Source organism: Streptomyces sp. NPDC042346 (assembly GCF_055581845.1).
The window spans coordinates 344,046-358,062 of record NZ_JBVJEH010000002.1 but is presented as its reverse complement, the minus strand read 5'-3'; the positions used below and the strand labels follow the sequence as shown (position 1 = coordinate 358,062).

At 71.3% G+C, this 14,017-nt stretch carries 12 protein-coding genes and 1 pseudogene; 7 read left to right on the top strand and 6 right to left on the bottom strand.

Features of this window, described 5'->3' with window-relative positions; all coding sequences use genetic code 11:
* Window positions 1-47: 47 nt before the first annotated feature.
* The 3 genes from ACZ6K0_RS10315 to ACZ6K0_RS10305 all read right to left on the bottom strand — a co-directional run bounded on the left by ACZ6K0_RS10315 (window position 48) and on the right by ACZ6K0_RS10305 (window position 2,560).
* Window positions 48-254 (bottom strand): hypothetical protein, encoded by a 207-nt coding sequence (locus ACZ6K0_RS10315; protein ID WP_469233921.1) that lies wholly within the window; start codon window positions 252-254, stop codon window positions 48-50.
* 1,285 nt (window positions 255-1,539) lie between these two features.
* Window positions 1,540-1,980: a VOC family protein gene (locus ACZ6K0_RS10310; protein WP_376406690.1), complete on the bottom strand. Its 441-nt coding sequence runs from the start codon at window positions 1,978-1,980 to the stop codon at window positions 1,540-1,542.
* 322 nt (window positions 1,981-2,302) lie between these two features.
* Complete coding sequence (locus tag ACZ6K0_RS10305; RefSeq protein ID WP_469234329.1) at window positions 2,303-2,560, bottom strand: WhiB family transcriptional regulator; 258 nt, start codon at window positions 2,558-2,560, stop codon at window positions 2,303-2,305.
* Between the two features lie 179 nt (window positions 2,561-2,739).
* On the opposite strand from ACZ6K0_RS10305, the gene ACZ6K0_RS10300 reads away from it, so the two are divergent.
* A complete protein-coding gene (locus ACZ6K0_RS10300; protein ID WP_469233923.1) occupies window positions 2,740-3,570 on the top strand; it encodes a DUF1206 domain-containing protein in 831 nt (276 codons plus the stop codon).
* A gap of 434 nt (window positions 3,571-4,004) precedes the next feature.
* Here ACZ6K0_RS10300 and ACZ6K0_RS10295 read toward each other — a convergent pair.
* The 3 genes and pseudogenes from ACZ6K0_RS10295 to ACZ6K0_RS10285 all read right to left on the bottom strand — a co-directional run.
* Window positions 4,005-4,232, bottom strand: a pseudogene (locus ACZ6K0_RS10295) (SpoIIE family protein phosphatase); the annotation flags it as partial.
* An 825-nt stretch (window positions 4,233-5,057) separates the two neighbouring features.
* On the bottom strand, window positions 5,058-5,204 hold the full coding sequence (locus ACZ6K0_RS10290) for a hypothetical protein (protein ID WP_266975921.1): 147 nt from the start codon (window positions 5,202-5,204) through the stop codon (window positions 5,058-5,060).
* Window positions 5,205-5,253: 49 nt separating this feature from the next.
* On the bottom strand, window positions 5,254-5,610 hold the full coding sequence (locus ACZ6K0_RS10285) for a PRC-barrel domain containing protein (protein ID WP_376406685.1): 357 nt from the start codon (window positions 5,608-5,610) through the stop codon (window positions 5,254-5,256).
* Between the two features lie 163 nt (window positions 5,611-5,773).
* On the opposite strand from ACZ6K0_RS10285, the gene ACZ6K0_RS10280 reads away from it, so the two are divergent.
* From ACZ6K0_RS10280 to ACZ6K0_RS10255, 6 genes are all read left to right on the top strand, one after another.
* A complete protein-coding gene (locus tag ACZ6K0_RS10280) occupies window positions 5,774-5,995 on the top strand; it encodes a DUF6458 family protein (protein WP_266975923.1) in 222 nt (73 codons plus the stop codon).
* Window positions 5,996-6,070: 75 nt separating this feature from the next.
* The gene (locus ACZ6K0_RS10275) at window positions 6,071-6,445 is read left to right on the top strand and encodes a PRC-barrel domain containing protein (RefSeq protein ID WP_469233925.1); all 375 of its coding nucleotides are present in this window, start codon (window positions 6,071-6,073) and stop codon (window positions 6,443-6,445) included.
* A 106-nt stretch (window positions 6,446-6,551) separates the two neighbouring features.
* Window positions 6,552-6,917 carry a hypothetical protein gene (locus tag ACZ6K0_RS10270; RefSeq protein WP_469233927.1) on the top strand — a complete coding sequence of 122 codons (366 nt, stop codon included), beginning with the start codon at window positions 6,552-6,554 and terminating at the stop codon, window positions 6,915-6,917.
* 88 nt (window positions 6,918-7,005) lie between these two features.
* Entirely contained in the window at window positions 7,006-7,167 is a 162-nt protein-coding gene (locus ACZ6K0_RS10265; protein WP_376406786.1) for a hydrophobic protein, read from the top strand.
* A 345-nt stretch (window positions 7,168-7,512) separates the two neighbouring features.
* Entirely contained in the window at window positions 7,513-11,256 is a 3,744-nt protein-coding gene (locus ACZ6K0_RS10260; RefSeq protein WP_469233929.1) for a HAMP domain-containing protein, read from the top strand.
* A gap of 69 nt (window positions 11,257-11,325) precedes the next feature.
* Window positions 11,326-13,911 carry a SpoIIE family protein phosphatase gene (locus ACZ6K0_RS10255; protein WP_469233931.1) on the top strand — a complete coding sequence of 862 codons (2,586 nt, stop codon included), beginning with the start codon at window positions 11,326-11,328 and terminating at the stop codon, window positions 13,909-13,911.
* Window positions 13,912-14,017: the final 106 nt, after the last annotated feature.

Genomic DNA, 14,017 nt, shown 5'->3' with positions numbered 1-14,017 from the left:
CCCGACGCCGTCGTGGGAGTGACGCGTCAGTCGCGTGGCGACAGAGCTCATTTCTGGGCGAGCGTCCCGTTGCGGTCCCAGATGACGATCGGGTTGGTGAGCCCCGTACCGCCCTGGTAGTCGTCGAGGCACTTGCTGCCTTGGGCCCCGGAGACGACAGGGCCGGAGCGGCCGGACCACGGGTCCGTCGGGTAGGCGTGGACCGTGACGTCGCTGATCTTCCCGGTGTACGGAGAGTGGTCCGCGCCCGCCACTCGACAGCGGCCGAGGACCAGGTCGCCCTGTGCGTCGCGTCGTTGCCCGGAGCGGCCGCGGATCCGGCCGAGGGGGTGGTGTCGGGGTCGGTGTCGGGGTCGGTGTTGCCACCGATGATCCGCAGGTTGCCGGCGGCGTCCGGCAGCAGGACGTCGCTCGTCCGGTCCCCGTTGGTGTCGCCGAAGACGGGCAGAAGGCCCGGCTGGGCGGGGGCGTAGGAGGTGTAGACGGCCGGCTGACTGTAGTTGCCCGCGTTGTCCTGGGCCTGTACGTAGAGCATGTTGGTGCCCCACGCGTCGGGGACGGCCTCGTAGAGGGCCTTGCGGTTGGAGTCGGCGAGTTTCGTACCGGGGTCCCCGCACTTCCAGCCGACGACCGGGGTCGGGGCTGGTGCTGATCCGGAAGCAGGTGAGTCCGGAGACGTTCGGGCCGCCCGTCGAGGGTGACGGATCGGTGCCGATGAGCGTGAAGGCGCGGGCGGGGTTCACCCGTGCCGACAGCGCCGCCGCCGGCACGTGGACCAGTTCCGGCACCGTGACGGTCCTCGCCGTCGAGGCCGTGGCCTCCGGAGCGGGCGGCTCGTACAGCGCCACGCCCTCAACCCCTCCTCCGCCTGGAGCGCGAGCGGCAACGCGGAAGGATTCTCCTACTCCTACCCGATCGACCTGCCTCCCGCCCTCGGTGGCGGATCGCCCGCCGTCACCCTGGGGTACGACTCCTCCGGCGTCGACGGCCGCAACTCCGCGCAGAACCCGCAGGCTTCCTGGGTCGGCGAGGGATGGGGCCACGACCCCGGTTTCATCGAGCGCTCGTACAAGGGCTGCGACAAGGCGGGCATCGCCCGGTCCCGTGACCGCTGCTGGGGCGGCGAGAACGCCGTCATCAGTCTCGCCGGCCACTCCGGTGCGCTGGTTCGCGACGACACCACAGATCACCACCGAGACCGGCGGCGGGATCAGCGTCAACCGCAGGGCACACCACCCGCGCCCGCGAACACTCCGACCGGCCCATTGTCACGCTGCGCAGCGGCGGGCACATCCAGGAACGGGCGGACGAGTTCTTCGGCCCGCTGGCCCACCGCCTCGACGCGGCGATGTCGCACTACCCGCCCCAGCTCCTGGAACAGTTCGAAGCGTTCGTGGTCGACCGGAACACCACCGTGGGCAGCCACCTGACGGAACGGGACCCGGTACGCACCCTGACGGCCGTGCTTCGCGGCGGACCCCGCCCCAGACTCTTCAGTCAACGGCCTCATACGACCTGCGGCCCCCCGGCGACGCCTTCTCAGCTCAGCTGTTCGGCCAGTCCGACGATGATGCCCTCCGGGCCGCGGACGTAGCAGAGCAGATAGCTGTCCTCGAACCGCGCGATCTCGCCCACGAGTGTGGCGCCGTGAGGGCGCAGGCGGGCGACGGTGTCCTCGATGTCGTTGACGGCGAACATGACGCGGTGCGTGCCCAGAACGTTGTGCGGCCGGTGGCGCGGCCCATCGCCGGTCGCCGCGGGGCTGCGGTACTTCGCCAGTTCGAGCCTGCTGTGGCCGTCGGGGGTCCGGACCATCGCGATGTCGCAGTGGACGCCTTCGAGTCCGGTGCACTGGTCGGCGAAGAGGCCCTTGACCTCCCCCCTGCCCTCCAGCTCCATACCGAGTTCCACGAAGAACGCGATGGCGGCATCCATGTCGTCGACGACGATGCCGACGTTGTCCATCCGCTGAATCGCCATCCTGGTCTCTCCTTCTTCCTCGTGCGACCGGTGGTGGCCGCTGATGCCCCGGGGACGGAGCCGGTGGCACGTTCTCGACATCCGTCCGCCCGCAGCCGCCGGCCGGTGGTCATTCGTCGGGGGGAGACAGGTCGATGCGCCACACGTTCACCATCGGCCAAAGGCTGCGGCCCGGCCACCGGATGCCCTGCCGAGACCGAGAACCCGCATCGCGTAGGACCCAGGTTTCGCGGCTCGGAACCGGCCGCGACGCCACTGGACGGCATTCGTACCGTCCGGAGGAACCCGCGGGTCGCACGCGCCCTCTGTTCGGGCGGGATCCTCACCGCGCCTTGACCGCGCGGTGGCGCAACCGCCGCTTCAGGGCGCGGCGTTCGTTCTCGTCGAGACCGCCCCACACGCCTGTCACCTGGCGGGAGTCGTCCATGGCCCAGTTGAGACAGGCCTCCTGAACGGGGCAGCCTCGGCAGATTTCCTTGGCCTCCTCGGCCTGGACCAGAGCAGGCGCGCCGGTCCCCACTGGGAAGAAGAGGTCGGGGTCGACGTCCTGGCAGGCAGCGGATGCGCGCCAGCCGTCCATGTCATTCCTGCTGTCTGTGGGTGTCATGCCATTCGGCTGACCGATCGGCGGCAGTTGAAACGCTGTCAGCCCCGCGAGTAGGCCCCTTCCCCGGCGCGACGACGTGTGGCGGGTCGGCCAGGTTCGGATCGGGGAGACGGGGGCACCCGAAGGTTCCAACCCGAGGGGAGTGACCGGTCATGACCACAGGAGAGTCGTCCACGAAAGTGGCGAGAGGAGCGGACCGCGGTGGGGTCGTACGGGCAGGTGCGAGGGCGGGCTTCGTGGCGCGAGGGGTGCTCTACCTTCTCGTCGGAGCCCTGGCCGTACGCATCGGCCTGACGGGCACGAGCGAGCAGGCCGACCGGGGCGGGGCCCTCGCGGAGGTGGTCTCGACGCCGTTCGGGTTCGTCCTGCTCTGGGCCCTCGGCATCGGCCTCGCCGGCATGGCGTTGTGGCGGCTTTCGGAGGCGGTCTTCGGGGCCGCCGGGCCGAAGGGCGACCGCCCCGGCAAGCGCGCTCTGTCCGGCTGCCGGTCTGCGTTCTACGCGGTCTCAACCTTCCTCGTCCTGTCCTTCGCGGCGGGGGACCGGGGGAGCGGGGCGGGTTCGACTGACAGGCAGAGCCGTGACCTCACGAGCCGTCTGCTGTCACTGCCCGGCGGCCCGTGGTGGGTGGGGGCGGTGGCCCTCGGCATCCTGGGCGCGGGGCTGTGGATCGCCGGCCGGGCCGTGCTGCGGAAGTACCGGAAGCATCTGGAACGGCAGCGGATGTCCACGCTGCAGCGCCGCTTCATGGACGTGACGGGCACAGCGGGCGGCGTCGCGCGCGGGCTCGTGTTCGCCGCAGTCGGCTTCTTCGGTCTGAAGGCGTCGAGTCAGTCCGATCCGGGCGAGGCGAAGGGCATGGACGACGCGATCCGCTCGTTCGCAGAGGCCCCGGCAGGCCCGTGGCTTCTCGTCGCCGTGGCCGTCGGTCTCGCGCTCTTCGGGGCGTTCTCCTTCGGCCAGTCCACGTGGCGCGAGGTCTGATCCGCCGTCCCCTGCACGGGCAGGCGCTCCGGCGGCGGGAGGCGGAGCGCATGGGATCGCCGGGACCGGGCAGCCGCCGGATGTCGAGCGCAGCCGAGAGCGAGGAGAGGAACACGAGGGCGTTGACCTGGCACGGGCAGCGCGACGTGCGGGTGGATACCGTGCCCGATCCGGTGATCGTCGATCCGACCCTTGTGGCGTTGTGGCGTTGTGGCGTTGTGGCGTTGTGGCGTTGTGGCATGTGGCGTTGGGGCATGTGGCTCAGCGACAGCGAACGGCTTCTCATCCGTCCATCGGACGGCCGACATTCCCGGAGGCGTTCGTTGCCGAGCCGGTCTGTCCGGGAGTGATGCGGCCGCGCCATCCTCCGGTTTCCCGCCCCCGAGTGGCGGATGGGGGGTGCGGTCGAGTGCGCCGGTCACGACGCGGCGGTCGCGGATCAGCAGCGGGGGAGCGTGACCGCAGTTGATCCAGTCCAGCCGGCCGGTGGTGGTGTCGAGTTTCGCGATGACGCAGGTCAGCAGTCGCCCCGGGATCCAGCGGTCCGAGGTGCGGTCGATCTCCACCGCGATGTCGTCGAGGCGGCCGCCGGCTCGCCGGGCGGATCGGCAGGCAGCCGGCGCCGCGGCGCTGCAGCCGCCGGACGCGAGGTCGTGGCCCATGGCGTCCGGAAGCGTCAGGTGCAGCACTGGTCCGGCCAGGCTGTGGTCGTACGCGTCCCCGCCCACCTCGTACGCGGGTTCGAGGACGGCGCTGGAGGTCACCGCCGCGGTGCCGATGGTGCGCGGCGGCAGGAACGCCCACAGCAACTCGGCCTGCAGGCTCATCGTCCGGCGCATGGTCTCGGCCGACAGGTCGCTGTACAGCTGCTTCGCCGCCAGGATCATGGCGATCAGGTCGGCGAGGGCCTCGCACCGGCGCAGCAGGGACCCGTCGAGTTCCGGCGCGGTCACGCGCAGCACCCCCACGCGGCCGATGCCGTCCACGACCGGGATCCATCCCGTCCGTCGGGGGCCGTCGGCGTCCAGTCGGCTCAGTTGCACGGTCTCGGTACGGGTAGGCGTGTCCGGCGAGCGAGTTGTCGACGGGCAGCGTCTCCAGGTCCGCGGTCCCGCCGTCGGCGACGAACCTGCGCGCCTGCTCGGGAGCCGGGAGCGCGACCAGATCGCGCTGCTGGAGGTCGGCCAGGTACGCGCGGGCACCGGACAGCCCCAGCCGCCGACCGGCGTCCTGCACGAGTTCGGGGATCGCACGGGGCGCGAGGCGATGGGGCGAGGCCAGCACGTCGGCCAGGACCGAGCCCGGAGTGTCGTTCTCCACCGGCACCAGCCCGCCTTTCGCCGCCGGTCACCGGAGCCGGCCCCGGCGGCCTTCTCGTCATGCGCCGGAACAGCTGACCGGGGCGGGCGCCGCGCGCGGCGACGCCCCGCGCCGTACGTGCCGCGGGGCGTCGTTCCACCGGCCCTGCCGGGCCGGGTGAGGGGCCGTCAGCGGTGGCCCCGCAGCTTGGTGAGGAGGCGCTGCACCTGGGTGCGCCTGCGGGGGTCGGCGGCGGCCCGTCGGACGGACGCCGCCGCGCTACGGCCCTGAGGGCTGTGGGCGAATCGCTTGATACGGGTCAGCAGTGCGCTCATGGGATTCTCCTTGGCTCGTAAGGGCGGGGACGTTCCTGCGGGGGATCGCCTATCGGAAGAACGCCAGGTAGTAGTCGACGAGCCCCATCCGGTGCGGCTCGTCGTCCCGGTCGCGGTCGGGGCCGGGTTCGAAGGGAGGGGCCTCCTCGACCTGCTGCTTGGAACAGCCGATGTGGAGGCTCTCCGTGGCCGGGTCGACCGCGGTCACGACCCCCGCCGGAACGATGACGCGTCTGCCGGGAATCCAGGGAGCCGTGTCCACCACGACATGGGCGCGGCCGGCCGAGGGCTCGTGCGTGTCGACCGTGCCTGCGAACCCGTCCGTGGCCTCGACCCTGTACCCGGTCAGGTCGAGACGTGCTGCAGGGGCCGCGGTCTCCCTGTAGGTCCAGATGTCGTACGCCATGGCTGCCTTCCTTCCGTCGCGGGCGAGTGCCACCGGGCTTCGTGCTCTGTCACTCCGTGTTGCCCGTCGCCGCCGTCCCACACCACCCGGATCCGAGAGGCGCATGAACCCCGGGGGGGCCGGGTACGCGGACGCTGTCCAACCCGTATGGGAGGGAGCAATCATGGGTCTGGGACTGTTCATCATCATGATCGCCGTCGGCGCCATCCTCACCTTCGCGTCCGACTGGGAGCTCGAAGCGGTCGACCTCGATCTGGTCGGTCTGATCCTCATGGCGGTCGGCTTCCTGGGAACCGCCGTCTACACGAGTGTCCTTCGCCGCCGCCGGATGGTGGTTCCGCCCGTGGCGCCCACGGCCACCGACGACCGGCGTGACCTGCTCTGAGACGGCCCGCGCGTTCGATGCCGTGACAGGCACGACGTACAGCGACAGACGTACAGCGACAGAGGAGTGACAGTGATGACCGATCGCATCTGGTCCTACAGCACGGAGTCCGGCCACCTGGCGGGCATCGACCTCATCGGGTGGCGAGTCGAGGCGGCCGACGGACACATCGGCAAGGTGGACAAGCACTCCGACGAGGTGGACGACGCCTATCTGGTCGTCGACACGGGCGTCTGGATCTTCGGCAAGGAGGCGCTGATCCCGGCGAGCGCGGTGACCCGCGTGGATCTGGAGGACTACACGATCCACCTCGCCCTGACCAAGGAACAGGTGAAGGGCGCACCCGAGTTCGTCTCCGACAAGCACCTCGCGGACCGTCAGTACCACGAGGAGATCACCCGCCACTACCGCACCGGCGGACCCTTCTCGGGCGGCCCCAGTATCCTCTGACAAGACGTGTCCCGGGTTCGCCTCGGGCCACACGGCGTCGGCACGAGGAGCAGGTCCGGTACTACCCATCAGGTTTGCCCCAGGCATTACCGGTGAGACGGGCCTCATGAGTGCTTCGGAGAAGAGCGGACAGAACCCGATCCCCTGGACCAGGCTGTATGCCGTGCCGGGCTATCCCGACATCACGGAGCCGTACGACCCCGACACGGCGGACATCCACGCGGACATCCACGCGGACATGGGGGAGCTGTCCGCCCTTCCCGACCCGTTCCCCGATGAGACCCGTACGGCCGCGCAGGCGGCCCGCGGTGCCGGGAACACGCTGTGGACCGCCGTCCGCGCGCACAAGGCGATGACGGCGGGTGCCGCCGCGGGCGCGGCGGCCGCGCTCACCCTCGCGTACGCGCTGGGACGGCGGGCGCGGCGACGCGGCCTCGGGCCGGTGGCCCTGCTCCTCGAACGCCACTTCTGAAGGGGCGAGGCTCCCCTTCCCGGCGGCGCGTACACCTCGTACCAGTCCGTCCGGCTCCTTCACCACCGTCCTCAGGAGGTAGATGCGCATGGTTCCCCTGCTTCTTGTTCTCCTGCTCGTCCTGCTGCTCTTCGGCCTCGGCTTCGCGGTCAAGGTGCTCTGGTGGATCGCCGTCCTCGTTCTCGTCCTGTGGTTGCTGGGCTTCGTGGCCCGGCCCAAGGGCGGCACGGGCCGCTGGTACCGCTGGTAGGCGGCCCCGGTCGTCCACCGGCGGTGTGGACCCGACCCCCTGGCATGAACGAGCCCGGCACTCCCCGTTCGGAGCGTGCCGGGCTCGCCCGCGTGCTCGGGCGGCCGGCGCCGATTCGTCCTCGGGTCTCCGTCCTGGAGCCCCTGGGAACCCGGGCCGACGGCGTGTTCCGGCCGTATGACGCGGCACCGCCCTCCTCTTGTCGATCACGGAGGGGTAGTGTCGTCATCATTGCCGTGCGGCAACGATCGCGGCCGGAGTCGTCCTGGGGGAGCGGGCGTCCGGCCCTGTGACCGGGGTCGAACGGTCCGTATGCGGACGCTTGTTGCCGAACGAGGATGGGGCATGTCTGAGACCACGACCGAAGGCTCCTCGACCCGGGTGCCGCCCGGGCCGGCCGCGGTGGGCGAGCCCGAGCTCCGACAGCTCCTCGCCGGACTCACCGCGGTGCGGGACGGTGACTTCGGTACCCGGCTGCCCGACGAGACGGACGGCCTCATGGGCGAGATCTCCATGGTGTTCAACGGGATGGTCGACCAGCTCTCCCTGTTCACCTCCGAGGTGACGCGGGTCGCCCGCGAGGTCGGCACGGAGGGGACGCTGGGCGGACAGGCCGCGGTGCCCGGCGTGTCCGGCACCTGGGCCGACCTCACCGACTCGGTGAACGCGATGGCCGGCAACCTCACCACCCAGGTCCGGGACATCGCCCAGGTGGCCACCGCCGTCGCCAAGGGAGACCTCTCCCAGAAGATCGACGTGGACGCGCGCGGCGAGATCCTGGAGCTCAAGAACACCATCAACACGATGGTCGACCAGCTCTCCTCCTTCGCCGACGAGGTCACGCGTATGGCCCGTGACGTGGGCACGGAGGGCATTCTCGGCGGACAGGCCGACGTGAAGGGCGCGTCCGGCACCTGGCGCGACCTGACCGACTCCGTCAACTCCATGGCGGGGAACCTCACCGCTCAGGTGAGGGCGATCGCCCATGTCGCCACCGCGGTCGCCAACGGCGATCTCTCGAAGAAGGTCGACGTCGACGCGCGCGGCGAGATCCTGGAGCTGAAGACGACCATCAACACGATGGTCGACCAGCTCTCGGCGTTCGCCGACGAGGTGACCCGCGTCGCCCGTGAGGTCGGCACCGAGGGCCGGCTCGGCGGCCAGGCCCGGGTGCCGAACGTGGCCGGCACCTGGAAGGACCTCACCGACAACGTCAACTCCATGGCGAACAACCTGACCGGACAGGTCCGGAACATCGCCCAGGTCACCACGGCCGTCGCCAACGGCGACCTCTCCAAGAAGATCGACGTCGACGCCCGCGGCGAGATCCTCGAACTCAAGACGACCATCAACACGATGGTCGACCAGCTGTCCTCCTTCGCCGCCGAGGTCACCCGCGTCGCCCGTGAGGTCGGCAGCGAGGGCCGGCTCGGGGGACAGGCCGAGGTCGAGGGCGTCTCCGGGACCTGGAAGCGGCTGACCGAGAACGTCAACGAGCTGGCAGGCAACCTCACCCGCCAGGTTCGCGCCATCGCCGAGGTCGCGAGCGCCGTCGCCGAGGGCGACCTGACCCGCTCGATCACCGTCGAGGCCTCGGGCGAGGTGGCCGAGCTCAAGGACAACATCAACGCGATGGTCGGCTCGCTGCGCGAGACGACGCGGGCCAATCAGGAACAGGACTGGCTGAAGTCCAGCCTGGCCCGGATCTCCGCACTGATGCAGGGCCACCGGGATCTGGCTGTCGTCGCCGATCTCGTCATGGACGAGCTGACCCCGCTCGTCGCCGCCCAGTACGGCGCGTTCTACCTGGCCGAGGAGGGGGCGGGCGGCGTCGAACTCGGCCTCGTCGGCTCCTACGGCCGACCCGCCGGGGACCAGGGTCGGGACCGTTTCCGGCTGGGCGAGTCGCTCGTGGGACAGGCCGCGCGCGGCCGCCGCACCATCGCCGCCGAGAACGTCCCCGCCGACTACGTCACGATCTCCTCGGGACTCGGCAGCACGGCCAGGGGCAGCCTCGTGGTGCTGCCGGTCGTCGTCGAGGACCAGGTGCTCGGCGTCATCGAGCTCATGTCCTTCAGCCCCTTCACCTCCGTGCACAGGGACTTCCTGGAGCAGCTCATGGAGACGGTGGGAGTCAACCTCAGCACCATCGTCGCCAACGCCCGTACCGACGAACTCCTCGACGAGTCCCAGCGGCTGGCGGGCGAACTGCGCTCGCGCACCGAGGAACTCCAGGTGCAGCAGGAGGAGCTCCAGCGCTCCAACGCCGAACTGGAGGAGAAGGCGGCCCTGCTCGCCACCCAGAACCGCGACATCGAGGCCAAGAACCTCCAGATCGAGCAGGCCCGGCAGGAGCTGGAGGACCGCGCCCAGCAACTCGCGCTGGCCTCGACGTACAAGTCCGAGTTCCTGGCGAACATGAGCCACGAACTGCGCACCCCGCTCAACAGCCTTCTGATCCTGGCCCAGTTGCTGGCCCAGAACCCGACCCGCAACCTCACGGCCAAGCAGGTCGAGTACGCCGGCATCATCCACTCCGCCGGGTCCGACCTGCTGCAGCTGATCAACGACATCCTCGACCTGTCCAAGGTGGAGGCCGGGAAGATGGACGTCAACCCGGAGCGCGTGCCCCTGCGCAGGCTCCTCGACTACGTCGAGGCCACCTTCCGCCCCCTCACCTCGCAGAAGAGCCTCGCCTTCTCGGTCGCCACGGCCGCAGGTGTCCCCGTCGACCTGGTCACCGACGACTCCCGGCTCCGGCAGGTGCTGCGGAACCTGCTCTCGAACGCCGTCAAGTTCACCGAGCACGGCAGCGTCGAGCTCCGCATCGAACCGGCAGCGGACGACGAGCTCCCCGTGTCGGTCCACCGGGGCGGCCCCGTCGTCGCGTTCCGCGTGACGGACACGGGCATCGGCATCGCCACCGAGAACCTGGAGGCCATCTTCGGCGCTTTCCAGCAGGCCGACGGGACGACCAACCGCAAGTACGGGGGCACCGGTCTGGGCCTCTCCATCAGCCGCGAGATCGCGTATCTGCTCGGCGGCGCCCTCACGGTCACCAGCGTGGCCGGCGAGGGCAGCACCTTCACCTTCTACCTGCCCGTCACCCGCACCGACTTCACGGAGAAGCCCGACCCCGCCGCCCGTCCGGTGGAGGCCACCGAGGTCTCGGCACCGGACCGGGGTGCCGCCCTCGCCCTGCCCGCAGGGCACGGCACGGCGACGGCCCGGCCCACACGGCGCCTCCTCGTGATCGAGGAGCGCCCCCGCGGGCTCCTCGCCGTCGTCGCCGAGAACGCGGTCACACAGCTCTCCGCCGATGTGGGCCACGCCGAGCGGACGGACATCGAACTGATCGCGGTCGTCGGCCCTCAGGAGGCCGCCACCGCGCTCGCCACCCAGCCGTTCCACTGCGTCGTGCTCGACGTCGACATGGCGGACGGCGACGCCCTGCGCTTCCTGGAGGCCATGGACGGCGACGAGGCGTTGCGCACCGTTCCTGTCCTCGCCCACAACAACCGCCGGCTCCCCGCCGACGAGGAGGGCGCCCTGCAGGAGCTGGCCCGCCGCCGTCCGCTGGAACTCCTCTCCAGCCTCGACGAACTGCGCGAGCGGATCGCCCTGCACCTGTCAGCGGAGCAGCCCGGCGACGTCGTGCCCCTGGTCCGCGGGGACCACTGGGCCCCGGCACCCCAGGCCATCGACACCACGCTGCACGGCCGGACCGTCCTCGTGGTCGACGACGACGCCCGCAACCTCTACGCCCTCACCGGCATCCTGGAGCTGCACGGCGTCACGGTGCTGCACGCCGAGAACGGCCGGAAGGGGATCGAGACGCTCCTGGCGAACCCGGCCGTGTCCCTCGTCCTGATGGACGTGATGATGCCGGAGATGGACGGCTACACGGCGACGGCACGGATCAGGCAGCTGTCGCAGTACGCGGAACTGCCCGTGATCGCGGTCACCGCCAAGGCCATGCCGGGCGACCGCGAGAAGAGCCTCGCGTCGGGCGCCAGCGACTACGTGACCAAGCCCGTCGACGCCGACGAGCTCATCGCCTGTGTCGGCCGTTGGCTGAACGATGGGTAGTCCCGCCCCCGTCCCAGCCGGGCCGTCCCGCACGCCGCGGCGGGCCGCCCCGCGCCGTTCCTGCGAACCATGTCCCCGCCCGTACGGCGGCCGCGAGGCCGTCCTGACCGAGGAGTCGCCGACGTGAGTGGCCCCCGCTTCCGGGACGGAGACCCGTCTGCCGGGCTTCATGGGGAGGGCGTTTCGGTGCCTGAGGTGCCTGAGGCCCGCAAGGCACGCGAGGCACGCGAGGCACGCGAGGCCCCGGAGTTCCCCGAGGCGCCCCCCGGCGCCCCGGGTTCCCCTCCCTCCGATGGTGAACGCCCGCCGAGGCGGGACGACTTCACCGACGGCCGGCTCGCCGCCACCGTGGAGCGCCTGCGCGGCGAGGTGCGGGCCGCGCACGCGGCGACCGAGGGGCGCGCCCTGATCGAACTCGCCAAGGGAGTCCTCGTCGAGCGCCTCGGCTGCGGCCCCGCCCAGGCAGCGCTGCAGCTCGCCGAACTCGCCGACCGGGCCGGGCTCTCCCGACTGGAGCTGGCCGCGGACGTCATCAACCAGGCGGCCCGCGACCGGGTCGCCGAGGTCGCGGGCGAGTTCGTGAGGACGACCATCGGTGAGTCCGGCACCGCCGGAACCGCCGCCTCGGTCGCGCTGCGTCTGCGTACGGCGGAGAGCGCGGCGCTCAGCGCCGACGACACTCAGGCCGTCGCGGATTCGCTGCTCGCGCACGCCCTCGAACCCCTGGGCGCCATCGCCGTGGCGATCTGGACCACCGGCTCGGACGCGTCGCTGAGCCTGCGCGGCCACGCAGGGTTCGGCCCCGACGAGGCGGCCCGCTGGCACTACGTACCTCCGGGGGTGACCACCGCGGCCCGACAGGCCCTGACCGGCCGCCGCACCGTCTGGTACCCCTCCCTGTCCGCCGCGGGCATCCCCTCGATCGGCGGCGCGCGCCACCCCGACGGAGGACGGGTCGTCGTCCCCGCCGGGACCGGCGGCCGTATCCATGGCGTCCTCGAGATCTGCTGGGCCCGCCCGCTGGACCCCCAGCCACAGGCCGTGGAACGCCAGATCGAGGCACTCGCGGAACTCTGTGCCCACACCCTCGAGACGCTGCCCGAACAGGCGGCCCCGGCGCGCTCCCTCGTCCCCGCCGGGGACGGATCACGCGAGTTGGCCGAACTCTCCGACGGGCTCTACGACCCCGCCCTCGTCCTGACCCCGCACCTGGACGAGGCGGGGAGGCTCGCCGACTTCCGTATCCGGCACGCCAACGCGCACTTCCAGGACCCGGCGGGCCGGCCCCGCGGCGCCGTCGACGGGGCGCTGCTCCTGGAGGCGTACCCCGCGACGGCCGACGAGAGCGAACTCTTCGAACGGATCGAGCGGGTCTACGCCACGGGCGAGACCTTCCGCGCCCGCCGCACCCGGCTCACCGCCCTGGTGGACCAGGTGCCGCTCACCTCGCTCGCAGACATCAGCATCAGCCGGTACGGAGGGAGCGTCCTCCTCATCTGGCGCGTCGAGGACGAATCGGCGCGCCTGGCCGGCCTGTTGCAGCACGCCCAGCGTCTCGGCCGGGTCGGCGCCTTCGAGGAGGACGCCCTCACCGGAGACATCACCTGGCACGGCCAGCTCTTCGAGCTCTTCGGCCGTCGGCCGACAGAGGCGCCGGTCGCCCTCCGCGACCTGGCGGGCCACGCCCACCCCGACGACTCCGGCACCATCCGGCAATTCCTCCAGACGGTGCTGCAGCAGAGGCAGGTGGGCTCCGCGGCCTTCCGCATGCTGCGACGAGACGGGGTCACGCGTCACATCCGGGTGACCGCCGAACCCGCCCTGGGTGTCGACGGCGGCCTCGAGACCGTCCGGGGCGCCTACCAGGACATCTCGGCGCAGCACTGGACCGAGGTCGCCCTCACGGCCACCCGCGACCGGCTGGCCGCCACGGAGGAGGCCGCCGAGGAACGCAACCGGCTCACCCTCCAGCTCCAGCACGCCATCATGCCGCCGGTCAAACCGCCGCTCGACGCGCCGGCCCTCGACGTCGCCGTGCGCTACCGCCCGGCCGAGTCCGAGTCCCTGGTCGGGGGCGACTGGTACGACGCCGTCGTGCTGCCCTCCAAGAAGGTGCTCCTGTGCGTCGGGGATGTCGCGGGCCACGGAGTGGAGGCCGCCACCGGGATGGTGGTCCTCCGCAACGCCCTCCGCGGCCTCGCCGTCACCGGCGCGGGGCCGGGACAGCTCCTGTCCTGGCTCAACAGCGTCGCCCACCACCTCACCGCCCATGTGACGGCCACCGCCGTCTGCGGGATCTTCGACCCCGGCACGCGCACGCTGCGATGGGCCAGGGCGGGGCACCTGCCGCCGGTGCTCGTCCGGGGGAACGAGGCCGCCGACCTGCCGCTCCTGCGCGGATTGCTGCTGGGGGCGCTCGCCGAAGCCGAGTACGAGGAGTCGGAGCTCCGGCTCGAACCCGACGACATCGTGCTGATGTACACCGACGGCCTCGTCGAACGGCGGGACACCCCCGTCCAGGACTCCGTCGCCCAGCTGCTCGCCGTCGCCCGGCTGCCGTCCGACAGCCTCGAACACCGGCTGGACCAGCTGCTGGCGCGCAGCAAGTCGGACACGGACGACGACACGTGTGTGGTCGGTGTCCAGGTGTCCTGATCGTCCAGGTGTCCCGATCCCGGACCGTCCGCCGACGACCGTCCCCCGGGACTGTCCGCCAACGGAATTCACCCGGACCGTCCGCCGACGACCGTCCCCAGACCGT

Coding starts and splice junctions, on each gene's coding strand:
- ACZ6K0_RS10305 (WP_469234329.1), bottom strand. CDS start 2,560: ATGGACGGCTGGCGCGCATCCGCTGCCTGCCAGGACGTCGACCCCGAC.
- ACZ6K0_RS10260 (WP_469233929.1), top strand. CDS start 7,513: ATGTCTGAGACCACGACCGAAGGCTCCTCGACCCGGGTGCCGCCCGGG.
- ACZ6K0_RS10290 (WP_266975921.1), bottom strand. CDS start 5,204: ATGAGCGCACTGCTGACCCGTATCAAGCGATTCGCCCACAGCCCTCAG.
- ACZ6K0_RS10310 (WP_376406690.1), bottom strand. CDS start 1,980: ATGGCGATTCAGCGGATGGACAACGTCGGCATCGTCGTCGACGACATG.
- ACZ6K0_RS10280 (WP_266975923.1), top strand. CDS start 5,774: ATGGGTCTGGGACTGTTCATCATCATGATCGCCGTCGGCGCCATCCTC.
- ACZ6K0_RS10270 (WP_469233927.1), top strand. CDS start 6,552: ATGAGTGCTTCGGAGAAGAGCGGACAGAACCCGATCCCCTGGACCAGG.
- ACZ6K0_RS10285 (WP_376406685.1), bottom strand. CDS start 5,610: ATGGCGTACGACATCTGGACCTACAGGGAGACCGCGGCCCCTGCAGCA.
- ACZ6K0_RS10275 (WP_469233925.1), top strand. CDS start 6,071: ATGACCGATCGCATCTGGTCCTACAGCACGGAGTCCGGCCACCTGGCG.
- ACZ6K0_RS10255 (WP_469233931.1), top strand. CDS start 11,326: ATGTCCCCGCCCGTACGGCGGCCGCGAGGCCGTCCTGACCGAGGAGTC.
- ACZ6K0_RS10265 (WP_376406786.1), top strand. CDS start 7,006: ATGGTTCCCCTGCTTCTTGTTCTCCTGCTCGTCCTGCTGCTCTTCGGC.
- ACZ6K0_RS10300 (WP_469233923.1), top strand. CDS start 2,740: ATGACCACAGGAGAGTCGTCCACGAAAGTGGCGAGAGGAGCGGACCGC.